At 63.3% G+C, this 20,448-nt stretch carries 22 protein-coding genes and 1 pseudogene; 14 read left to right on the forward strand and 9 right to left on the reverse strand.

All coding sequences use genetic code 11. The features are described 5' to 3' along the window. Positions 1 to 155: 155 nt before the first annotated feature. The 11 genes and pseudogenes from ACO07D_RS13020 (at position 156) to ACO07D_RS13070 (ending at position 10,239) form a co-directional block, all read left to right on the forward strand. Positions 156 to 1,364, forward strand: a complete 1,209-nt coding sequence (locus ACO07D_RS13020) for an aminopeptidase P family protein (RefSeq protein WP_421703376.1) — start codon at positions 156 to 158, stop codon at positions 1,362 to 1,364. 343 nt (positions 1,365 to 1,707) lie between these two features. Then, positions 1,708 to 2,808: an ABC transporter ATP-binding protein gene (locus tag ACO07D_RS13025; RefSeq protein ID WP_421703377.1), complete on the forward strand. Its 1,101-nt coding sequence runs from the start codon at positions 1,708 to 1,710 to the stop codon at positions 2,806 to 2,808. 107 nt (positions 2,809 to 2,915) lie between these two features. Beyond that, the gene (locus tag ACO07D_RS13030; protein ID WP_421703378.1) at positions 2,916 to 4,022 is read left to right on the forward strand and encodes an extracellular solute-binding protein; all 1,107 of its coding nucleotides are present in this window, start codon (positions 2,916 to 2,918) and stop codon (positions 4,020 to 4,022) included. Between the two features lie 129 nt (positions 4,023 to 4,151). After that, positions 4,152 to 5,426 (forward strand): ABC transporter permease, encoded by a 1,275-nt coding sequence (locus ACO07D_RS13035; RefSeq protein ID WP_421703379.1) that lies wholly within the window; start codon positions 4,152 to 4,154, stop codon positions 5,424 to 5,426. A gap of 14 nt (positions 5,427 to 5,440) precedes the next feature. Next, positions 5,441 to 6,286 (forward strand): annotated as a pseudogene (locus tag ACO07D_RS13040) (ABC transporter permease); the annotation flags it as partial. 213 nt (positions 6,287 to 6,499) lie between these two features. Then, entirely contained in the window at positions 6,500 to 7,126 is a 627-nt protein-coding gene (locus ACO07D_RS13045; protein ID WP_421703380.1) for an ATP-dependent Clp protease proteolytic subunit, read from the forward strand. Between the two features lie 127 nt (positions 7,127 to 7,253). Next, the gene (gene clpX, locus ACO07D_RS13050) at positions 7,254 to 8,522 is read left to right on the forward strand and encodes an ATP-dependent Clp protease ATP-binding subunit ClpX (protein WP_421703381.1); all 1,269 of its coding nucleotides are present in this window, start codon (positions 7,254 to 7,256) and stop codon (positions 8,520 to 8,522) included. 73 nt (positions 8,523 to 8,595) lie between these two features. Further along, the gene (locus tag ACO07D_RS13055; RefSeq protein WP_421703382.1) at positions 8,596 to 8,964 is read left to right on the forward strand and encodes a RidA family protein; all 369 of its coding nucleotides are present in this window, start codon (positions 8,596 to 8,598) and stop codon (positions 8,962 to 8,964) included. A gap of 79 nt (positions 8,965 to 9,043) precedes the next feature. Further along, on the forward strand, positions 9,044 to 9,415 hold the full coding sequence (locus tag ACO07D_RS13060) for an NADH:ubiquinone oxidoreductase subunit NDUFA12 (RefSeq protein WP_421703383.1): 372 nt from the start codon (positions 9,044 to 9,046) through the stop codon (positions 9,413 to 9,415). Between the two features lie 18 nt (positions 9,416 to 9,433). Continuing rightward, complete coding sequence (gene mlaD, locus ACO07D_RS13065) at positions 9,434 to 9,883, forward strand: outer membrane lipid asymmetry maintenance protein MlaD (protein ID WP_421703384.1); 450 nt, start codon at positions 9,434 to 9,436, stop codon at positions 9,881 to 9,883. Then, positions 9,880 to 10,239: a DUF2155 domain-containing protein gene (locus ACO07D_RS13070; RefSeq protein ID WP_421703385.1), complete on the forward strand. Its 360-nt coding sequence runs from the start codon at positions 9,880 to 9,882 to the stop codon at positions 10,237 to 10,239. The genes mlaD and ACO07D_RS13070 overlap by 4 nt, the downstream gene beginning before the upstream one ends. Here ACO07D_RS13070 and aat read toward each other — a convergent pair. The 6 genes from aat to ACO07D_RS13100 all read right to left on the reverse strand — a co-directional run bounded on the left by aat (position 10,203) and on the right by ACO07D_RS13100 (position 14,806). After that, on the reverse strand, positions 10,203 to 10,868 hold the full coding sequence (gene aat / locus ACO07D_RS13075; RefSeq protein ID WP_421703386.1) for a leucyl/phenylalanyl-tRNA--protein transferase: 666 nt from the start codon (positions 10,866 to 10,868) through the stop codon (positions 10,203 to 10,205). The genes ACO07D_RS13070 and aat overlap by 37 nt on opposite strands. Positions 10,869 to 10,875: 7 nt before the next feature. Next, entirely contained in the window at positions 10,876 to 12,222 is a 1,347-nt protein-coding gene (gene accC, locus ACO07D_RS13080) for an acetyl-CoA carboxylase biotin carboxylase subunit (protein WP_421703387.1), read from the reverse strand. A gap of 11 nt (positions 12,223 to 12,233) precedes the next feature. After that, the gene (gene accB, locus ACO07D_RS13085; RefSeq protein WP_421703388.1) at positions 12,234 to 12,737 is read right to left on the reverse strand and encodes an acetyl-CoA carboxylase biotin carboxyl carrier protein; all 504 of its coding nucleotides are present in this window, start codon (positions 12,735 to 12,737) and stop codon (positions 12,234 to 12,236) included. 248 nt (positions 12,738 to 12,985) lie between these two features. After that, positions 12,986 to 13,411 (reverse strand): hypothetical protein, encoded by a 426-nt coding sequence (locus ACO07D_RS13090; protein WP_421703389.1) that lies wholly within the window; start codon positions 13,409 to 13,411, stop codon positions 12,986 to 12,988. Between the two features lie 160 nt (positions 13,412 to 13,571). Continuing rightward, positions 13,572 to 14,189 carry a TetR family transcriptional regulator C-terminal domain-containing protein gene (locus ACO07D_RS13095; RefSeq protein ID WP_421703390.1) on the reverse strand — a complete coding sequence of 206 codons (618 nt, stop codon included), beginning with the start codon at positions 14,187 to 14,189 and terminating at the stop codon, positions 13,572 to 13,574. Positions 14,190 to 14,263: 74 nt separating this feature from the next. Continuing rightward, a complete protein-coding gene (locus ACO07D_RS13100) occupies positions 14,264 to 14,806 on the reverse strand; it encodes a LuxR C-terminal-related transcriptional regulator (protein ID WP_421703391.1) in 543 nt (180 codons plus the stop codon). Between the two features lie 109 nt (positions 14,807 to 14,915). On the opposite strand from ACO07D_RS13100, the gene ACO07D_RS13105 reads away from it, so the two are divergent. Genes ACO07D_RS13105 through ACO07D_RS13115 form a run of 3 tightly spaced genes read left to right on the forward strand, consistent with a single transcriptional unit; the run spans position 14,916 to position 18,351 of the window. Continuing rightward, positions 14,916 to 16,073, forward strand: coding sequence for an acetyl-CoA acetyltransferase (locus tag ACO07D_RS13105; RefSeq protein WP_421703392.1), 1,158 nt, complete (start codon positions 14,916 to 14,918; stop codon positions 16,071 to 16,073). Then, on the forward strand, positions 16,070 to 17,551 hold the full coding sequence (locus ACO07D_RS13110) for a class I adenylate-forming enzyme family protein (RefSeq protein ID WP_421703393.1): 1,482 nt from the start codon (positions 16,070 to 16,072) through the stop codon (positions 17,549 to 17,551). The genes ACO07D_RS13105 and ACO07D_RS13110 overlap by 4 nt, the downstream gene beginning before the upstream one ends. Beyond that, on the forward strand, positions 17,548 to 18,351 hold the full coding sequence (locus tag ACO07D_RS13115) for a 3-hydroxybutyrate dehydrogenase (protein ID WP_421703394.1): 804 nt from the start codon (positions 17,548 to 17,550) through the stop codon (positions 18,349 to 18,351). The genes ACO07D_RS13110 and ACO07D_RS13115 overlap by 4 nt, the downstream gene beginning before the upstream one ends. 58 nt (positions 18,352 to 18,409) lie before the next feature. Here ACO07D_RS13115 and ACO07D_RS13120 read toward each other — a convergent pair whose 3' ends face one another. The 3 genes from ACO07D_RS13120 to ACO07D_RS13130 all read right to left on the reverse strand — a co-directional run bounded on the left by ACO07D_RS13120 (position 18,410) and on the right by ACO07D_RS13130 (position 20,448). Beyond that, a complete protein-coding gene (locus ACO07D_RS13120; RefSeq protein WP_421703395.1) occupies positions 18,410 to 18,688 on the reverse strand; it encodes a glucose-6-phosphate isomerase in 279 nt (92 codons plus the stop codon). 201 nt (positions 18,689 to 18,889) lie between these two features. Beyond that, positions 18,890 to 19,681: an ABC transporter ATP-binding protein gene (locus ACO07D_RS13125; protein WP_421703396.1), complete on the reverse strand. Its 792-nt coding sequence runs from the start codon at positions 19,679 to 19,681 to the stop codon at positions 18,890 to 18,892. Positions 19,682 to 19,692: 11 nt separating this feature from the next. Continuing rightward, on the reverse strand, positions 19,693 to 20,448 hold the full coding sequence (locus ACO07D_RS13130; RefSeq protein ID WP_421703397.1) for an ABC transporter ATP-binding protein: 756 nt from the start codon (positions 20,446 to 20,448) through the stop codon (positions 19,693 to 19,695).

A 20,448-nucleotide genomic window follows, 5' to 3' on the forward strand; every position in this document is an offset into this window, starting at 1 on the left:
CATGCGACAGGGTAATCGCCATCCGCAGCGATGGCGTCGCTGCCCTGGGTGCGCGGCCTGCGCCCCATGGTCCGGAATCACTGCCCTGGACGCCGGGGTGTTGATTGGCCGGACAGACCTCAGGATATCCGGCCCTTCGGAGAAGGAGTGCGTGGATGACCCGCCCCCAATTTTTTGTGTGTGAAAACGGTGAAAAGGCCAAGCTGCCTTTCTCGGACGCGGAATATGAGCGCCGTCTGAGCGAGCTGCGCGCGATCATGGCCGCGCGTGGTGTCGAGGCCGCAGTTTTCACCTCGATGCACAATGTCGCCTACTACTCGGGCTTTCTGTATTGCTCGTTCGGGCGGCCCTATGCCTGTGTGGTGACGGCTGACCGTTGCACCACTGTCAGCGCCAATATCGACGCAGGCCACCCCTGGCGTCGGTCGTTCGGCGACAACGTCATCTACACCGATTGGGAGCGCAACAACTACTGGCGCGCGGTGAAGGAGCTGGTGGGCAATGCCAAGTCCGTCGGTATCGAAGGCGACCATATGACCCTGGCGCAGCGCGGGTTGCTGGAGGAGTTCCTGGGCAACCGCGACGTGGTAGACATTGCCGGGGACACGATGACCGCGCGCATGGTCAAGAGCGCCGAGGAAATCGCCCTGATCAAGGAGGGTGCCCGCGTTGCCGATGTGGGCGGCCAGGCGATCTATGACGCGATCAAGGAAGGCGCCCGTGAAATCGACGTGGCGATGGCGGGCCGTGATGCGATGGAACTGGAAATCTCCCGTGCCCATCCCGACAGCGAGATCCGCGACAGCTGGGTCTGGTTCCAGTCCGGTATCAACACCGACGGCGCCCACAACCCGGTGACCACCCGCCGCCTGCAGATGGGTGATATTCTGTCGCTGAACACCTTCCCGATGATCTCGGGCTACTACACCGCCCTGGAACGCACCCTGTTCCTGGGCGAACCGGATGCGGACAGCCTGCGGATCTGGAAGGCCAATGTGGACGCGCATGAACTGGGCATCTCGCTGATCAAGCCAGGCGCCACCTGCGCGGGCATCACCGCCGAGATTAACAAGTTCTTCGAGAGCGAAGGTCTGCTGCAATACCGCAGCTTTGGATACGGCCACAGCTTCGGTGTGCTCAGCCACTACTATGGCCGCGAGGCCGGGCTGGAACTGCGTGAGGATATCCACACCGAACTGGTCCCGGGCCACGTCGTGTCGATGGAACCGATGTTGTTCCTGCCCGAGGGGCTGGCTGGCGCTGGCGGCTACCGTGAGCATGACATTCTCGTCGTGGGCGAGGACGGGGCCGAGAACATTACCGGCTTCCCCTATGGTCCGGAGCACAACATCGTCGCAGGTTGACGCAAAGTCGCTGAAACCTGTCGGAGAATCCCCATTTCTGTCGCTTTTATGCGGCAAAGTGTCGAAAAGAGCGAACAGGCTGCCATGGTGGCCTGTTTGCAGAAAACACGGGGACGCGTGAGTGGGGCACAGAGATGTGCAGGGTGAGACATTAGGTCCTGTCGAACGGTTGCTACGGTAATCCTGACGGGTTCCACAGGAAAAGTGACTGTTATGGGCTTGTCATTCAGTTTAGTTTCCCGTGAAGTGAACGAAATTGGTCGCCTTGACTGTTGAAACCGGAAACGGTTTCGTGTTGGCTCAAGAGCAACCAAAAAACAAAAACATAGACCAGGGGGGTCACTTGGCAGACGCTGCTTCCAACGACGGTTTCGTCGTTTTTGATCGTGTCCAGAAAAGCTATGACGGGGTTAACCTGGTCGTGAAAGACCTGAACCTCTCCATCGCGAAGGGCGAATTTCTCACCATGCTTGGGCCGTCGGGCTCCGGCAAGACCACCTGCCTGATGATGCTGGCAGGGTTCGAGACCGCCACCCATGGCGACATCCTGCTGGATGGTAATCCCATCAACAACATCCCGCCGCACAAGCGCGGCATCGGCATGGTGTTCCAGAACTACGCCCTGTTCCCGCACATGACGGTGGCCGAGAACCTGGCCTTCCCGCTGGAAGTGCGCAAGCTGGGCAAGTCCGAGCGCGAGGCCAAGGTCAAACGCGCGCTGGAAATGGTCCAGATGGGCGAGTTCGGCGGCCGCCGTCCCGCGCAGCTGTCCGGTGGTCAGCAGCAGCGGATCGCCCTGGCCCGGGCTCTGGTGTTCGAACCGGAACTGGTTCTGATGGACGAGCCGCTGGGCGCGCTCGACAAGCAACTGCGTGAACATATGCAGTTCGAGATCACCCGCCTGGCACACGAATTGGGCATTACCACGGTCTACGTGACGCACGACCAGACCGAAGCCCTGACCATGTCCGACAATGTTGCCGTCTTCGACGACGGCCGCATTCAGCAGCTGGCCCCTCCGGCCCAACTGTACGAGAAGCCGGAAAACAGCTTCGTGGCGCAGTTCATTGGGGAAAACAACACGCTGGAAGGCGTGGTGACCGAGATGAAGGACGATACCTGCGTTGTGCGTCTGGACGATGGTGAAGAGCTGGACGCCACCCCGGTGAACGTGTCCAAGGTGGGCGAACGCACCAAGGTGTCGATCCGCCCCGAGCGGGTCGAGTTCAACAAGGACCGCCTGCATGCCGATGCACACCTGCTGAAAGCCGAAGTGCTGGAATTCATCTACATGGGCGACGTGTTCCGCACTCGCCTGCGGGTCGCTGGCAATGACGAGTTTGTCATCAAGAGCCGCAACGCGCCGGACCAGGTGCGCCTGGAGCCGGGCAGCCAGATCGAGATTGGCTGGCTGCCGCAGGATTGCCGCGCACTGGACGCCTGAGTTTGCCCTCGTGCCCGGGTGACCGGGCGCGGGGTTCATAAGGCCCCGGTGCGGCCCGTCAGCCGGGGATCCTCTTTCAGAACGGGAAAAAGAATAGGGAGTATGTAATGAAACTGACCAAGACTCTTTTGGCCACCACTGCGCTGGCCGCTGTTTCGGGGGCCGCTCAGGCCCAAGAAATGGCGAACGAGCTGACCCTGGTCTCCTGGGGCGGTGCCTATCAGGCGAGCCAGGTGAAGGCCTATGTCGAGCCCTACCTGGAAATGCACCCGGAAGTGACCGTCATCTGGGACGAAAGCTCGGCCGAGGCGACCGCCAAGATGCGCGCCATGACCGAAGCCGGCAACGTGACCTGGGACCTGGTGGACGCCGTGGCCTCGGACGCGATGCGCATGTGTGACGAAGGCCTGATCGAAGAGCTGGACCACGATGCCGTGCTGGCCGCCGCGCCGGACGGAACGTCGGCCTCGGACGACTTCGGCGACCTGCTGGTGTCTGATTGCTTCGTGCCGCAGATCGTCTACTCGACCACCTTCGGCTATCGCACCGACATGGTGGGTGACAACGCGCCGACCGAAATCTGCGCGATCTTCGACCTGGAAGCCTACCCGGGCAAGCGTGCGCTGCAGAAACGTCCGATCGACAACATGGAGTGGGCCCTGTACTGCGACGGCGTTGCCAAGGACGAGATCTATGACGTGCTGGGCACCGACGAAGGTGTCGACCGCGCCCTGGCCAAGCTCGACACCATCAAGGACCAGGTGGTCTGGTGGACCGCCGGTGCCGAAACCCCGCAGCTTCTGGCGGACGGCGAAGTCGTGATGGGTTCGACCTTCAACGGTCGTCTGTTCTCGGCCATTGCCGAGCAAGGCCAGCCGATCGGCATGCTCTGGGATATGCAGTCGTTCGACCTTGACGGCTGGGTTGTTCCCGCCGGTCTGCCCGAAGACCGCAAGGCCCGTGTGCTGGACTTCCTGAAATTCGCCACCGACACCCAGCGTCTGGCGGATCAGGCCAAGTACATCTCTTACGGTCCGGCCCGTGCCTCCTCGGCTCCGCTGGTGGGTCAGCATGCCGAACTGGGCATCGAAATGGCTCCGCACATGCCGACCGACCCGGCCAACGCCGGCAACGTGCATGTCTATGACTACGAATGGTGGGCCGACAACCGCGATGACCTGGACGCCAAGTTCCAGGCATGGCTGGCCAAGTAATCAGGTCCTGACCTGAGGGAGGGGCCCATGGCGGCCCTTCCCACCCCTCTGTTTTCTTTCCCCTTTTTCGCGGCTTTCATTCGTTAGTCACTTTGTGACCCGGACAACGACAAATACGACAGGGACGACATGAGCGACACGACACTAGACGGCGGCCCGGTGCTGGCCGCAGACGGCACACCGCTAAAGCGCAGCCTCGCGCGGGCGCTGCGCCGCCAGAAACTGCGCGCTCTGATGCTGATCGCGCCCTTGCTGATCTTCATCATGGCGACGTTCATCCTGCCGGTGGGCGACATGCTGCTGCGGTCGGTGAAGAACTCGATCGTGGCGGACACGCTGCCGCAGACGGTCGTGGCGCTGGCCGATTGGGACGCGGACAGCGGCGAGCTGCCTTCTGAGGCGGTGTTCGCCGCAATGGCCGCAGACATGAAATCGGCGGCCGAAGCCAAGACGCATACCCGTGTCGGCTCGCGTCTGAACTATGAAAACCCCGGCATTTCTTCGATTTTCCGCAAGACCGGGCGCAAGGCCAAGCGGTTTGACATTGAAAACGGCGGCCCCTGGAAAGAAGAGCTGATCGACATCAATGACGGTTGGGGCGAAATCGACACCTGGCGCACCATTCAGGCCTATTCGCCGCGTGTCACTCCCGGCTACTATCTGAACGCGGTGGACATGCAGGTCGGCCCGGACGGGGCGGAGTTGCGCCCGGAGGACGAGCGCATCTACATGAAGCTTCTCAAGCGAACCCTGTGGATGTCCCTTCTGATCACCTTCAGCTGTATCGTCCTGGGGTATCCGGTGGCCTGGATCCTGGCCAACCTGCCCATGCGCACGGCGAACCTGTTGATGATCCTGGTGCTTCTGCCCTTCTGGACCTCGCTGCTGGTGCGGACCTCGGCCTGGAAGATTCTGCTTCAACAACAGGGCGTCATCAATGACATCCTGGTCTGGGTGGGGCTGGTCGCGGATGATAACCGCCTGATCATGATCAACAACCAGTTCGGCACGATCATCGCGATGACGCACATCCTGCTGCCCTTCATGATCCTGCCGATGTATTCGGTGATGCAAACGATCCAGCCCAGCTATCTGCGGGCGGCCAAGAGTCTGGGCGCCACCGATTGGACGGCCTTCTGGCGGGTTTATTTCCCGCAGACGGTGCCGGGCATCGGCGCAGGCTCGATCCTCGTCTTCATCCTGGCGATCGGCTACTACATCACGCCGGCGCTGGTGGGTGGCACTACGGGCACGTTCATCTCGAACCGGATCGCCTTCCACATTTCAAGCTCGCTCAACTGGGGCCTCGCGGCCGCACTGGGTGCAATCCTCCTGGCGGTCGTCCTGGTGCTCTACTGGGCCTATGACAAGATCGTCGGCATCGACAACGTGAAGCTGGGGTAATCGACATGAGCGGACTTCCTCCTTATGCCTCCACCGGTCAACGCGCCTGGTACTATACGTTCCGGGTGATCTGTGGCCTCATCTTCTTCTTCCTCATCGCGCCGATCATGGTGGTGATCCCGCTGAGCTTCAACGCACAGGACTTCTTCACCTTCACGCCCGAGATGTTGCGGCTGGCTCCCGAAGGCTATTCGTTGAAACACTATGAGGACTTCTTCTCCAGCCCGGACTGGCAACAGGCGCTGTGGAACTCGGTCACCATCGCGCCGGTGGCGACGATCCTGTCGGTGGGCTTCGGCACCTTGGCGGCCATTGGTCTCAGCCAGCCGCATGTGCCGTTTCGCCGGGCGATCATGGCGATCCTGATTTCGCCCATGATCGTGCCGCTGATCATCTCGGCCACGGGCATGTTCTTCTTCTACGCCCGTTTCGGCCTGCAAGGGACCTATATCGGCGTGGTCCTGGCGCACGCGGCCTTGGGTATTCCCTTCGTGATCATCACAGTGACGGCGACGCTGGTGGGTTTCGACCATTCGCTGACCCGGGCTGCGGCGAACATGGGCGCGGACCCGGTGACCACCTTCCGCCGCGTGCAGATGCCGCTGATCCTGCCCGGCGTGATCTCCGGCGCGCTGTTTGCATTCATCACCTCGTTTGACGAAGTGGTCGTGGTGCTCTTCGTCGGCTCGGCGGGTCAGAAGACGCTGCCCTGGCAGATGTTCCTGGGCCTGCGTGAGCAGATCAGCCCGACCATCCTGGCGGTGGCGACGATCCTGGTGGTGATCTCGATCGCGCTGCTGACCACGGTCGAGCTTCTGCGCCGCCGCAGCGAGAAACTGCGCGGCATGAGCCCGCAGTAACCGGAACAATGCGGATAGACCTTGAAACGGCGCCTTCGGGCGCCGTTTTTATTTACGCGTTCCTGGAGTTCTCAAAACTTTGTTAACCAAATTGCGCCATGCCGGAGGAAAGCCATTCGACCGCCCCTTGCAGCCCCCCGTGCCCGGCACTAAGACTCTGTAAGGACCCGCGCGGGTAAGATTTTGAAACGTGAACTGAGCAGGCGAACCGACATGCACGATCCCATGGAAACCTACATGAACACCCTTGTGCCGATGGTGGTCGAACAGACCTCGCGCGGCGAACGGGCCTATGACATCTTCTCGCGACTGCTGAAAGAGCGGATCATTTTCCTCTCGGGCCCCGTGCATGACGGCATGGCCTCGCTGATCGTGGCCCAGCTTCTGCACTTGGAGGCCGAGAATCCGACCAAGGAAATCTCGATGTACATCAACAGCCCTGGCGGCGTGGTGACGAGCGGTTTGTCTATCTATGACACGATGCAGTACATCAAACCCAAGGTCTCGACCCTGGTCGTGGGTCAGGCGGCCTCGATGGGCTCGCTGCTGCTGGCGGCTGGTGAGCCGGGCATGCGTTTCTCGCTGCCCAACTCGCGCATCATGGTGCACCAGCCCTCGGGCGGCTATCAGGGCCAGGCGACGGATATCATGATCCACGCCCAGGAAACCCAGAAGCTCAAGGACCGCCTGAACGGCATTTACGTGAAACACACCGGCCAGAAGATGAAGACCGTGGTCGAGGCGCTGGAGCGCGACAATTTCATGGCCGCCGAAGAGGCCAAGGACTGGGGCCTGATCGACGAAATCGTCGAAAACCGCCCGAAAGGCGAAGAGGAATAAGGGGAAAGGGGTGCAGCTTTTTCGCGTTGTGCCCCTCCCGCCGCTGCTCTAGGCTTGAAACAGGGCGCAAAGACGGGCCGTGGGGCCCAGGATCAAACAACCGGGCATGGCCCGAGGGAATGCAAGTATGTCGAACAACTCCTCCGGTGACAGCAAGAACACCCTCTACTGCTCGTTCTGCGGAAAGAGCCAGCACGAGGTGCGCAAGCTGATCGCGGGGCCGACCGTCTTCATCTGTGACGAATGCGTCGAACTGTGCATGGACATCATCCGCGAGGAGACCAAATCCTCGGGGCTGAAGGCCGCCGATGGGGTGCCCACCCCGCAGGAGATCTGCGAGGTTCTGGACGATTACGTGATCGGCCAGGCGGTGGCGAAACGGGTGCTGTCCGTTGCCGTGCACAACCACTACAAACGCCTGAACCACGCGGCCAAGGCGGGGGATGAGATCGAACTGTCCAAGTCGAACATCCTGCTGATCGGTCCGACCGGCTGCGGCAAGACGCTGCTGGCCCAGACGCTGGCGCGCATCCTGGATGTGCCCTTCACCATGGCCGATGCGACCACGCTGACCGAGGCCGGTTACGTGGGCGAGGACGTGGAAAACATCATCCTCAAACTGTTGCAGGCGTCGGAATACAATGTCGAACGCGCGCAGCGCGGCATCGTCTATATCGACGAGGTCGACAAGATCACCCGCAAGTCGGACAACCCCTCGATTACCCGCGACGTGTCGGGCGAGGGGGTGCAGCAGGCGCTGTTGAAGATCATGGAAGGCACCGTGGCCTCCGTGCCGCCGCAGGGCGGGCGCAAGCATCCGCAGCAGGAGTTCCTGCAGGTCGACACCACAAACATCCTGTTCATCTGTGGCGGTGCCTTTGCGGGGCTCGACAAGATCATCGCGCAACGCGGCAAGGGATCGGCCATCGGCTTCGGTGCCGATGTGCGCGACGAGAGCACCAAGACCGTGGGCGAACACTTCAAGGAGCTGGAGCCCGAAGATCTGCTGAAATTCGGCCTGATCCCGGAATTCGTCGGCCGTCTGCCGGTGATCGCCACGCTGGAGGATCTGGACGCCGACGCGCTGGTCACCATCCTGACTGCGCCGAAGAACGCCTTGGTCAAGCAGTACCAGCGCCTGTTCGAACTGGAAGAGGCCAAGCTGACCTTTACCGAGGATGCGCTGAAGGCCATCGCCAAGCGTGCCATCGAACGCAAGACCGGCGCGCGGGGCTTGCGCTCGATCATGGAAGACATCCTGTTGGATACCATGTTCGACCTGCCGGGCCTGGAAAACGTGGATGAGGTCGTCGTCAACGAAGAAGCCGTCGGCCCCGACGCCAACCCGCTGATCATCTACGCGGATGCCGCGGCCGAAGGCGCCTCGGCCAGCTGATCCGATCCTCAAGATTTCAAGGCGCCCCGCGGGGCGCCTTTTCGTTTGACCAATCCAGACAGGGAAGACCCCAATGACCGACCGCATCCGCCGCATTCACTCCGGAGGGGAATTCGAAGCCAAGATCGGCTATTGCCGCGCCGTGGTCGCGGGAGGGTTCGTCCATGTGGCGGGCTCCGTGGGGCAGGGCGACACGGTCCAGGACCAGTGCCGGGCGGCGCTGGACACGATCAAGGCAGCACTGGAGAAGGTCGGGGCCAGCCTCGCCGACGCGGTGCGGGTGAACTACTACTTGCCTGACCGGCACGAGTTCGAACCCTGCTGGCCGATCCTCGCCGAGGCGTTCGGCGACAACCCGCCCGCCGCAACCATGGTGGAATGTGGCTTGATCGACCCGAAATACCGGATCGAGATCGAGCTGACCGCGCTGGCACCCGCCTGACTGTCGCAGCCAAGGCCTGCGCTCTGGACCTCGGGGCCGGTTTGCGGCATATGTCTTGAGACTCGAATTGGAGGTTTACATGCGACTGCTCTCGCTTCTGACCTGGTGGCACGGTGAAACCATCGGCACCTGGCTGTTCACCCGCCGCAAGGGCGTCAAGGTTGGCGAGGACGAGCAGGGTAATGTCTTCTATCGCAACGCCGACGATAGCCGTCGCTGGGTGATCTACAACGGCGAGCCCGAAGCCTCGCGCGTCAGCCCCGCCTGGCATGGCTGGCTGCATTTTACCTTCAGCGACAACCCGGCCGAACAGCCGCTGACCCACAAGGCCTGGGAAGCACCGCATCAGGACAACCTGACCGGCACGGCCCTGGCCTATGCGCCCGCGGGTTCGCTGCGCCAGGCTCAGCCTGCCGATCGGCGTGACTACGAGGCCTGGCAGCCGGAGTAATCCGGTTGGGTGTGTCTCATGGCCAGCCATAGCGCAGAGGTTATCACGGGCGGGGTCGTCCTGGCCGGAGCGGTCGGGTTCTTCCTCTATGCCAGTCAGATTGCGGGCTTTTCCGGCGCAGGCGCGCTGGACAGCTATACCGCATCCTTCCGCTCGGCCGAGGGGATCTCGATCGGCACCGATGTGCGCCTGGCAGGGGTCAAGGTGGGATCGGTCACCGATATGGCATTGAACCCGACCACCTTCCGCGCCGATACCACCTTTACCGTGCAAACCGACGTGCCGCTGCCTGAGGATACGGCCGTGGTGATCGCCTCCGAAGGGTTGCTGGGGGGGTCTTTTGTTGAGCTTCTGCCGGGCGGCTCGCCCTTCAACCTCGACCCGGGTAGCGAGATCGAGGACACGCAAAGCTCGATCAGCGTGGTGAACCTGCTGATGAAATTCGTGGCTGGCGGGGAAGAGGAGTGATCCGCTTCGCCCTGATCGCGCTTCTGGCCCTGACTGCCCCCGCCTGGGCGCAGGAAGAGGCCAGCGTGGGCACCGGCGCCACCCTGCGCGGGCTGGACAAGCACGCGGGTGCGGTTGTGGACCTGCCGCTGCGTGCGGGTGAAACGGTGGCGTTGGGTTGGTTGCAGATCACCCTGGCTGAGTGTCGCTACCCGACCGCGAACCCCTCGGGGGATGCTTTCGCCTATCTGGTGATCCGCGAAGAGGCCGGTGAGGCGGCGATCTTCGAAGGTTGGATGGTGGCATCCTCCCCCGCGCTGAACGCGCTGGACCACGGGCGTTACGACGTGTGGGTGTTGAACTGCACCACTGAATGAGCGTCGGGCAGGGGGCGGGCGTGGATGTCTGCCGGGCCCTGCAACGCCTGTTCCAACAGATCATGATACTGATCGCGCGGGATTTCGACCCCGCCCAGACTGGCCAGGTGGTCGGTCAGGAATTGCGTGTCGAAGAGCGTGTAGCCACAGCCGGACAGATGGGTCACCGCATAGGCGAGCGCAATCTTTGACGCGTCGCGGCGACGCGAGAACATGCTTTCGCCAAAGAACGCCCGGCCCAGGCTGACCCCGTAGGTGCCGCCGACCAGTGTCTTGCCTTCCCAGACCTCGAAACTATGGGCAAAGCCCATGCGGTGCAGCGCCTTGTAGAGGTCAAAGATCGTGTCGTTGATCCAGGTCTCGTCCCGGTCGGCGCAGCCCTGCACCACGCCCGCGAATTCCTCGTTCACCGAGATGCGGAAGGGGGCCTGGCGAATGCGCTTGCGCAAGGAGCGTGACAGGCGGAACCCGTCCAGGGGCAGTACACCGCGCATTTCAGGATCGACCCAGAAGACGCGCGGGTCGTCGCGGCCGTCCGCCATGGGGAAGATCCCCATGGCATAGGCTCGAAGGAGCAGGTCCGGCGTCAGGTCCGGATCATGGTCCTGGTCATGTGGGGGCGGGGCCAAGCGGCCCTCAGCCCATGTTGGCATCCAGCCAGCGTTCCAGCCAGTGGATGTTGTAGTCGCCCGAGTGGATGTCGTCCTCTTCCAGCAGCGCGTGGAACAGCGGCACGGTGGTGTCCACCCCATCAATGATCAGCTCGCCCAGGGCGCGGTTCAGGCGCGACAGCGCCTCGGCCCGGTCGCGACCATGCACGATCAGCTTGCCGATCAGCGAGTCGTAATAGGGCGGGATCGAATAGCCGTCATAAAGCGCCGAATCCATGCGCACACCCAGGCCGCCGGGGGCGTGATACTGGGTGATCTTGCCCGGGCTCGGCGCGAAGTTTGGCAGGCGCTCGGCGTTAAGGCGCACTTCGATCGCGTGGCCGTTCACCTCCAGCTCGTCCTGGGTAAAGGACAGCGGCAGCCCTTCGGCCACACGGATCTGTTCGCGCACCAGGTCGACGCCGAAGATGGCTTCGGTGACCGGGTGTTCCACCTGCAGGCGGGTGTTCATCTCGATAAAATAGAACTCGCCATCCTCATAGAGGAACTCGATCGTGCCGGCGCCGGCATAGCCCATTTCAGCCACGGCCTTGGCGCAGATGCCGCCGATCCTGGCGCGTTCCTCGGGGGTGATGCAGGGGCCGGGGGCCTCTTCAAACACCTTCTGGTGGCGACGCTGCAGCGAGCAGTCGCGTTCCGCCAGGTGAACCCCGCCGCCCTGACCGTCGCCAAAGACCTGCACCTCGATGTGACGCGGCCGCTGGAGGTATTTCTCCATATAGACTTCGTCATTGCCGAAGGCGGCTTTCGCCTCGGACCGCGCAGTCGAGAAGGCGGTGTCGATATCGGCCTCGGTCTCGGCGACCTTCATGCCGCGCCCGCCGCCACCGGCGGTGGCCTTGATGATGACCGGATAGCCCATTTCGGCGGCCATCGCGCGCGCCGAAGCCAGGTCCGGCACGCCGCCATCCGAGCCCGGAACAACCGGGATGCCCAGCTTGATCGCGGTGTCCTTGGCGGTGATCTTGTCGCCCATCTGACGGATGTGCTCGGCCGTGGGGCCGATGAAGGCAATCTCGTGATCTTCCAGCGCCTGCACGAAGTTGGCGTTTTCCGACAGGAAGCCATAACCCGGGTGAACCGCCTGGGCGCCGGTGATTTCACAGGCGGCGATGATGCCGGCAATCGACAGGTAGCTGTCGGTGCCCGGCGGCGGGCCGATGCAGACGCTTTCGTCGGCCATACGCACATGCATGGCGTCGACATCGGCGGTGGAATGTACCGCGACCGTCTTGATGCCCATTTCGCGGGCGGCGCGGATGACGCGCAGGGCGATCTCTCCGCGGTTGGCGATCAGGATTTTCTCAAACATCCCGGTCGCCCTTATTCGATGATCATCAGGGGCGCGCCGAACTCGACGGGGCCGCCGTCTTCGACCAGGATGCGTTTCACCGTACCGGCATGCGGCGCGGGGATCTGGTTCATGGTCTTCATGGCTTCGATGATCAGCACGGTCTGGCCTTCGGATACCTGGTCACCGACCTTCACGAATGAAGGTGCGCCGGGCTCGGGCTGGAGGTAAGCGGTGCCGACCATCGGTGAGGGCACGGCGCCGGGGTGGCTGGCCGGATCCTCGGCTGCCTCGGCGGCGGGCGCCGGGGCGGCAGCCGGGGCCGCAGCGGCGGGGGCGGCGACTGGCGCCGCAGCCACCGGGGCCGGGGCAGCAACCTGTGCCACCACTTCCTTGGCGCGGCTGACGCGCACGTTCAGGGCGTTGTTCTCGCCATATTCGCGCATCACCTCCAGCTCGGTCAGGTCATTTTCCTGAAGCAGCTCGGCCAGTGCCTGGATGAAGGCCACGTCGTTGTCGTGCGATTTCTTTGTCATGCCGTCCTCGACCCAATACGCCCGCGTCCCTTGGCGGGCTGATGAAGTTTTACGCTATATAGACGTAGGGGAAAGAGGAGAAAAGGGGGCGCGGGCATTCCCTTGCAGCAAGGCACATGGGCGTGACGTAATGCGGGTGGTCGGGCAGGGCAGCAGAACGGGCCCCGGGGCCGGGAGGCCGGGGCCTGAGTTGGGGTGACGCCGGTTCGATCCATCGCCGTGCCAGAGCGACACGGCGGCGCGCGCCGTCAGGCGGCGCTCGCTCCGCTTGCCGGTACGTCATAGGGCTGTTCCAACTGGGCCACGCCCACGCGTTCCGCCGGTTCCAGGTCCTGAACTTCGGCGGGGGCAGGCGCCTGCGCCAGTTCGTTATCCTGCGCCGGTTGTGGTTTTGGCGGGGCGGCCCTGACCGCTTCGGCGTCACGATCATGGTTTCGCGTGGCCTCCAGCCGTGCCAGGGTCGCCTGCAGGTCATGTTCAACCTCCAGCAGGGTAACCTCGAAGGTCGGCGGCGGGCCGGTCTGTACGTCCGGATCGCGCCGTGCATCACGCTGGGCGCGCGCCGCGTCGGCGGCGGTTCCGTCCCGATGGGCCGTGTTCGCATCCGTCTGCGCCTGGTCCGTGCGCCGGCTTTCGTCGACCACTGGAACCTCGGGCGGTGTGCGTGTCGGCATCTGTGCGGCAAGGCTGGCATGTCCGCCAAATGGTGCCGGTCCTGAGATGTCCATTTTCCCGTGCTCCTGTGCTTGTTTCAATCAGGAGCCCCCACGATCAAGCAGAATAGACCCCGGTGGTGAACCCGGGGTTAACGCCAAGAAGATTCGGTAATCAGGGTTAACGAGGGGTTAGTGCGCAGCGGTAAAGATGGTCAAGAAACCGCGCGGCCTCGGCGAAATGCTCGTCGGCTGTCGGGGTCAGGATCGCCCGCACCTGGGTGTCGAAATCGGCATAATGCTGGGTGGTCGACCAGATCGAGAAAATCAGATGATAGGGGTCAACGTCCGCCAGCCGTCCGGCGGCGATCCAGCCGCGCATGACCTGCACCTTGTCATCGACGAGGGTCTTCAACGGCCCCTCGATCTGATCATGAATGCGCGGTGCACCTTGCACAATCTCATTTGCGAACAGGCGGCTTTCGCGCGGCAGATCGCGGGCCATGTCCAGTTTGCGCAGCACATAGGCGATGATTTCATCGACCGGGTCACCATCATCCTTCAAGGCCTTGAGCGGCTCCAGCCAGCTTTCCATCAACCCGGACAGAAGCTCGGCGTGAATGGCGTCCTTCGACGGGAAATAATACAGCAGATTCGGCTTGGACAGCCCCGCCTCCTGCGCGATCTGATCCAGGGTGGAGCCGCGAAACCCGTGACGCGAGAAGACCTCCAGCGCGGCCTCGAGGATCGTCGCCCGATTGCGTTCCTGTATCCGCGTGCGCGGTCGCGCGTTAGCCATCTACTGCCCTCCACTGGCCCGGTGTCCACCGGGGTTCGAATGTGCAAGGTTTTCAGTCGGATTTCAACATGCGCCTACAACGGCATACCGGAAAACTTGGCCACCAGCTCCGGCAATTTGCGGGCCCCGAATTTCTCCAGGAGGCGCGCACGATGCGCCTCGACCGTGCGGTAGGACAGGCCCAGCTCCAACCCGATCTCTTTCGAGGTCTGCCCCTGGCAGGTCAGGATCGCGATCTCACGCTCACGTGGGGTCAGCTCGACCACGGGCCGTTCCGAGGACAGGTCGACAAAGCTCCACACCCCGCGGCGAAACGGGTTGTCCGGCGTCACGCTCTGCCCGCGCACGCGGCACCAGAATAACTCGCCATCCAGCCGACGCATGACGCGTTCATCCTCGTACCGGCCGCTCTCGCGCATCACTTCCAGCCCACGCTCCCCGATCCGTTCGTATTCCTGCGCGGACGGGTAGACCCGCGCGAGCGGCGTGTCGGCGAAATCCTCGGCCGGGGCGCCGAACATCTCGGCAAAACGCAGGTTTGCGATGCGGACCACCCGGTCCTCCAGGATGGCCAGCCCGATGGGCGCGTTCAGAAAGGCGAGTTCATTCAAGTCCATGGCCCGTATCCTGCCCCGTCAGCGCGGGCTTTTCCAGCCGGGTATTTCTACGCGATTGCGCGACCGATGGTCCCGGCGCCATGCTTGAGGCAGCGAAAAGGAGGCAGCTATGGTGCATATCGTCGGTTGGGGACATACGAAATTCGGCAAGCTTACGGATATGGATCTGGAGGCATTGATCACCGCAGCGGGCGGCGAGGCGCTCTCTCATGCAGGCGTGGCGCCCAAGGATGTGGACGGCATCTGGGTCGGCCATTTCAACGGTGGCATGGTGGGGGACGGATTTCCGTCCTCGCTGGCCCTGTCGATCCACCCGGACCTGCGCTTCACCCCGGCCACGCGTGTGGAAAACGCCTGTGCCTCGGGCGCGGCCGCGATTTACGCCGCCCGGGACGCGATCGAGGCCGGGCGCTGCAAGATTGCCCTGGTGATCGGGGCCGAGAAGATGACCCACCTGCCCACCGCCGAGGTTGCCAAGGGGCTGGGCCACGCGGCTTATCAGGCCGAGGAGGCCGGGATGAGCTTCCCCCAGGTCTTCGCAGGCTTCGCTCGCGCTTATTTTGACAAGTGGGGCGACCACAGCCAGGCCCTCGCCGAAATTGCCGCCAAGAACCACCTGAACGCGATGGACAACCCGCTGGCCCAGCTGCACAAGCCCCTGCCGGTCGAGTTCTGCGCCGAGGTCAGCGACAAGAACCCGATGGTTGCCAAGCCCCTGAAGGTCACCGACTGTTCGTTGGTTTCGGACGGGGCGGCGGCGCTGGTGCTGGTCTCTGACGACGTGGCTGCGGCCATGCCCCGCGCGGTGAGGTTGCGCGCGGCGGAGCAGGTCAACGATCTGCTGCCCATATCGCGCCGTGACCTGACCGCCTTCGAAGGCCCGCGCCGGGCGATTGCCCAAGCGTTGAATGTGGCGGGGTTGGGTCTGGCCGATCTGGACCTGGCGGAGGTGCATGACTGTTTCACCATTGCCGAGCTGATGATCTATGAAGCCATGGGCCTGGCCGAGCCGGGCCAGGGCGCGCGGCTGTTGGAAGACGGCACCGTTCGGCGCGGCGGCGCGCTTCCTGTCAACCTGTCGGGCGGGCTCAAGGCCAAGGGCCACCCGGTCGGCGCCACCGGTGTGTCGATGCATGTGCTGGTCGCCCGTCAGGTGACGGGCGAGGCCGAGGCGATGCAGGTCGACGGTGCCTCCAAGGGGCTGGTGTTCAACATGGGCGGCTCGGGTGTGGCGTCATACGCCTCCGTATTGGAGGGCGTGCGATGAACATCGCGCTCTGGCTTGACCGGATCGCAACCACGCAAGGTGACCGGCCTGCGCTGTTTCGCGGGGCCGAACAGGTGGCGGATTACGCGGGGTTTCATCGCGCCGCCTGCGGGCTTGCCGGGGCTTTGCGCGCGCGCGGCATCCGTCCGGGAGACCGCGTCGCCCTGTTCATGAAGAACTGCCCGGAGTTCCTGATCGCGCTCTACGGCATCTGGGCCACGGGCGCGGCGGCGGTGCCGATCAATGCCAAGCTGCACCCGAAGGAAGCTGCCTATATCATTGAAAACGCAGGTGCAAAGCTGGCCATGGTCACGCCCGAGCTGGGTTTGGATCAGGCCAGTGAGGTGGAGTTTCTGCACGGTGACGCGTTCGATGCGGCCTGCGCCCATGATCCGGTGCCGGTGTTGAGTCGTGGCAAGGATGACCTGGCTTGGCTGTTCTACACCTCCGGCACGACCGGCCAGCCCAAGGGGGTGCGTATCACCCATGGCATGCTGGTTACCATGTCGCTGAGCTACCTGGCGGATGTGGACGAGGTGCACGGCGAAGATGCCGCCTTCTACATGGCGCCGATGAGCCACGGTGCCGGGCTCTACGCCCCGGTGCATGTGCTCCATGGCGCGCGGCATATCTGCCCGGCTTCTGGCGGGTTCGATGAGGTTGAGCTGTTGGATGCGGCTGAGGCGCAAGGGCCGCTGTCCATGTTCATGGCCCCGACCATGGTGCGCCGCCTGACCGATGTCGCCAAGCGCGAAGGACGTCGCGGAGCGGGGATCAAGACCATCGTGTACGGCGGTGGGCCGATGTATCTGGCCGATATCGTAGAGGCGGTGGATTGGTTCGGACCGCGCTTCGTGCAGATCTACGGCCAGGGGGAATGCCCGATGGCGATCACGGCCCTGTCGCGCGACGAGGTGGCGGATCGCAGCCACCCGAACTGGCAGGGGCGGCTGGCGTCCGTTGGTCGCGCGCAGAGCGTGGTGGAACTGGCCATCGACGGCGCCAAGGCTCCTGGGGATGTGGGCGAGATCATGGTGCGCGGCTTGCCGGTCATGCCGGGCTATTGGCGCAACCTCGAAGCCACCAATGCGACGCTTGTGGATGGCTGGCTGCACACGGGCGACATGGGGTTTCTGGATGAAGACGGGTATTTGACCCTGCGCGACCGATCGAAGGACGTGATCATTTCGGGCGGGTCGAACATCTATCCGCGTGAGGTGGAAGAGGCGCTGTTGACCCATGAGGGTGTGCGCGAGGTCTCGGTTGTTGGCCAACCGGACCCGGAATGGGGCGAGCTGGTGGTGGCTTTCGTGGTCGGCGATGCTGTGAGTGACGCTGATCTGGACGCACACTGCCTTGCACAAATCGCACGTTTCAAGCGACCTAAAGCCTATATCCGCGTCGAAGAATTACCAAAAAACAACTACGGCAAGGTTTTGAAGACCGAGCTGCGCAAGATGTTGGAGGAGGTGTCATGACGGACCTGACGGGAAAGACCGCCCTGGTGACCGGCTCGGTCCAGGGGATCGGATTGGCGGTTGCCAGGGCGTTGGCAGGGGCCGGGGCACGCATTGCGCTGCATGGGTTGGCGGATGCTGAAACCGCTGCTGAAGTCTCGGCTGAGATCACCGCGCTGGGCGCGCCGGAGGTGCGGTTTTTCGGCACCGACCTGCGCGAACCCGAACGGATCGACCGCATGATGGCAGACCTGGCCGAATGGGGTGCGGTGGACATCTTGGTCAACAACGCGGGGATCCAGCATACCGCGCCCCTGGCTGACATGCCGCGCGAGACCTGGTCGGCGATCCTTGAGGTGAACCTGTCCGCCGCATTTCACACGATGCAAGCGGCGATGCCGGGCATGGCCGAACGCGGTTATGGCCGGGTGGTCAATATCGCAAGCGTTCACGGGCTGGTCGCTTCGGTCAACAAGGCGCCCTATTGCGCGGCGAAGTTCGGGCTGGTGGGGCTGAGCCGCGTGGCGGCGTTGGAATATGCAGCCCAGGGGGTGAAGGCCAAGGGCGGGGTCACCGTGAACTGCATTGCACCCGGCTGGACTGAAACCGCGATCATCGAACCGCAGGTGGCTGCGCGCGCGGCGCTGCACGGCGGCGACCGTGACGTGGGGATTGCCGATCTTTTGGCGGAGAAACAGCCCAGCCGTCGCACCTCGGACCCATCGGAGATCGGCGCGCTAGCCCTATGGCTCTGCGACCCGGTGGCTCATAACGTGACAGGCACGACCATTCCGGTCGATGGTGGCTGGACCGCTCAATAGCGGTCCGGACAGGGAGGGGCGGCGCAGGCTGCCCGCTCCGATCTGCCTGTGGCAGGCCTTAACGACACGGGGCCTCATAATAGGTACCATCGCCGCGCGCATAGGCGCAGGTGCCGGTCTGGCTGTTGCGCGCAACCATGGTTCCTGCTGCCGCACCTGCCAGGGCGACCAGAACAGTCCAATTGCTGTTGGCGTTCAGGATGTCGGCGGCCAGAAGCCCCGCCGCTGCGCCGCCCAGGGCGCCTACGGCCAATTGCTGATCCGGGGTCAGGGTGTTGTAGCAACCCGCCAGCCCCAGGCTTGCGGCGCAGGTCAGCGCGATCAGTTTCGCTCGCATGTCATTCCTTTCTGAATCTACCTTCTCGGGATCACCCTTTGCCTGTGCGCCCCCGGCTTCAACCGGCCCGCAACCCTGTGTCTGCGACCGGCTGAAACCTGCCCGAATCTCCGGTTCGGCAGGCAAAAAAAGGCCGGTGCATAAAGCACCGGCCGACAGGGAGTGAGGGCGCAGGGGGCGCCCTCCGGGGAGATAATTCCTTTAGATTGCGAGGTACTCCATGCGCAGCGCCTCGTTGTCGAGCACCTCCTGGGCGGTGCCGTCGAAGACAACGGTGCCGGTGTCCAGGATCACCGCGCGGTCGGCCAGTTCCAGCGCACGCACGGCGTTCTGTTCGACGATCACGGTGGTGATGCCCTGTTCCTTGATGATGTTCAGGGTCTTTTCGATCTCGTCCACGATCACCGGGGCCAGGCCCTCGTAAGGCTCGTCCAGCAGCAGCACCTTGATGTCGCGCACCAGGGCGCGGGCGATGGCCAGCATCTGCTGTTCGCCACCCGACAGGGTGGTGCCTTCCTGCTTGCGACGCTCCTTCAGACGCGGGAAGAGCTCATAGACGCGGTCCAGCGACCAGCCGATCGGCGGGGCGATTTGGGCAAGCTGCAGGTTTTCCTCGACGGTCAGGCCCTGGATGATGCGGCGATCTTCCGGCACCAGCGCCATGCCGCGCTGGGCCGCGTCGTGGGACCGCATGTTGTGCAGCGCCTCGTGGTCCAGCCAGACCTCGCCATGGGTGATCATCGGATCATCCAGCCGGGCAATCGCGCGCAGGGTCGAGGTCTTGCCCGCCCCGTTGCGGCCCAGCAGGGCTAGGATTTCGCCCTCGTGCACGGTGAAACTCACGCCCTGCACGATGTAGCTTTCCCCGTAATAGGCGTGCAGGTCCCAGACCGAGAAGAAAGCGGGCGCGGTGGCGGCCACGTTCTTGAACTTCGAGAAATCCCGTTTCTCGCGCGTGTGGTCCGCCGGGTCGATCAGTCGTTCGTCTGCCATTGGTGCCTCCCTCAATGCGCCTCACCCAGATAGGCCTCTTGGACCTTCGGGTGACCTTTGATGTTTTCCGGCGTGTCCTCGACCAGGGGCGTGCCCTGGGCCAGGACGGTGATGCGTTCGGCCAGGCTGAACACCACATGCATGTCGTGTTCGATGATCGCCATGGTGATGTCGCGCTTCTCGTTGATCTCCTTCAGCAGGTCGATCGTATTGTTGGTATCGGCACGCGCCATACCTGCGGTGGGTTCGTCCAGCAGCAGGAGTTTGGGGTCCTGCACCAGGCACATGGCCATCTCCAACCGACGCTTGTCACCGCGCGACATCGAGGCCGCGTTCATGTGGCGTTTGTCGATCATGTTGACGTCGATCAGCATCTGCTCGGCTTTTTCGACCAGATCCTTTTCATCCTCGACACTTTCGAAAGCATGCATCCGGAAGGCCCCGTCGCGTTTGGCGAAGAGGGGGATCATCATGTTTTCCATCACGTCCAGGTCGCCGAAGATTTCCGGCGTCTGGAATACACGGCTGATGCCCATCTGGTTGATCTCGTGCGGGGTGCGCCCCAGTACGGACTGGCCGTTGAACATGACCGAGCCCTCATCCGGGATCAGCTTGCCCACGAAGCAGTTCAGCAGGGTGGACTTGCCGGCGCCGTTCGGCCCGATGATGGCGTGCACGGTGTTTTCCTGGACGCTGAGGTTCACGTTGCCCAGGGCCTGCAAGCCACCGAACCGTTTCCCCACGCCTTTGACTTCAAGAAGTCCCAT

This window comes from Aliiroseovarius sp. (assembly GCF_965228805.1).
Taxonomy (GTDB): domain Bacteria; phylum Pseudomonadota; class Alphaproteobacteria; order Rhodobacterales; family Rhodobacteraceae; genus JASBTN01.

What these genes read in the sequence shown, in the direction of transcription:
- ACO07D_RS13045 (WP_421703380.1), top strand. Translation starts at nt 6,500, where the DNA reads ATGCACGATCCCATGGAAACCTACATGAACACCCTTGTGCCGATGGTG.
- clpX (WP_421703381.1), top strand. Translation starts at nt 7,254, where the DNA reads ATGTCGAACAACTCCTCCGGTGACAGCAAGAACACCCTCTACTGCTCG.
- ACO07D_RS13115 (WP_421703394.1), top strand. Translation starts at nt 17,548, where the DNA reads ATGACGGACCTGACGGGAAAGACCGCCCTGGTGACCGGCTCGGTCCAG.
- ACO07D_RS13020 (WP_421703376.1), top strand. Translation starts at nt 156, where the DNA reads ATGACCCGCCCCCAATTTTTTGTGTGTGAAAACGGTGAAAAGGCCAAG.
- ACO07D_RS13100 (WP_421703391.1), bottom strand. Translation starts at nt 14,806, where the DNA reads ATGGACTTGAATGAACTCGCCTTTCTGAACGCGCCCATCGGGCTGGCC.
- ACO07D_RS13105 (WP_421703392.1), top strand. Translation starts at nt 14,916, where the DNA reads ATGGTGCATATCGTCGGTTGGGGACATACGAAATTCGGCAAGCTTACG.
- accC (WP_421703387.1), bottom strand. Translation starts at nt 12,222, where the DNA reads ATGTTTGAGAAAATCCTGATCGCCAACCGCGGAGAGATCGCCCTGCGC.
- accB (WP_421703388.1), bottom strand. Translation starts at nt 12,737, where the DNA reads ATGACAAAGAAATCGCACGACAACGACGTGGCCTTCATCCAGGCACTG.
- ACO07D_RS13055 (WP_421703382.1), top strand. Translation starts at nt 8,596, where the DNA reads ATGACCGACCGCATCCGCCGCATTCACTCCGGAGGGGAATTCGAAGCC.
- mlaD (WP_421703384.1), top strand. Translation starts at nt 9,434, where the DNA reads ATGGCCAGCCATAGCGCAGAGGTTATCACGGGCGGGGTCGTCCTGGCC.
- ACO07D_RS13110 (WP_421703393.1), top strand. Translation starts at nt 16,070, where the DNA reads ATGAACATCGCGCTCTGGCTTGACCGGATCGCAACCACGCAAGGTGAC.
- ACO07D_RS13130 (WP_421703397.1), bottom strand. Translation starts at nt 20,448, where the DNA reads ATGGGACTTCTTGAAGTCAAAGGCGTGGGGAAACGGTTCGGTGGCTTG.
- ACO07D_RS13060 (WP_421703383.1), top strand. Translation starts at nt 9,044, where the DNA reads ATGCGACTGCTCTCGCTTCTGACCTGGTGGCACGGTGAAACCATCGGC.
- ACO07D_RS13095 (WP_421703390.1), bottom strand. Translation starts at nt 14,189, where the DNA reads ATGGCTAACGCGCGACCGCGCACGCGGATACAGGAACGCAATCGGGCG.
- ACO07D_RS13090 (WP_421703389.1), bottom strand. Translation starts at nt 13,411, where the DNA reads ATGCCGACACGCACACCGCCCGAGGTTCCAGTGGTCGACGAAAGCCGG.
- ACO07D_RS13125 (WP_421703396.1), bottom strand. Translation starts at nt 19,681, where the DNA reads ATGGCAGACGAACGACTGATCGACCCGGCGGACCACACGCGCGAGAAA.
- ACO07D_RS13035 (WP_421703379.1), top strand. Translation starts at nt 4,152, where the DNA reads ATGAGCGACACGACACTAGACGGCGGCCCGGTGCTGGCCGCAGACGGC.
- ACO07D_RS13030 (WP_421703378.1), top strand. Translation starts at nt 2,916, where the DNA reads ATGAAACTGACCAAGACTCTTTTGGCCACCACTGCGCTGGCCGCTGTT.
- ACO07D_RS13120 (WP_421703395.1), bottom strand. Translation starts at nt 18,688, where the DNA reads ATGCGAGCGAAACTGATCGCGCTGACCTGCGCCGCAAGCCTGGGGCTG.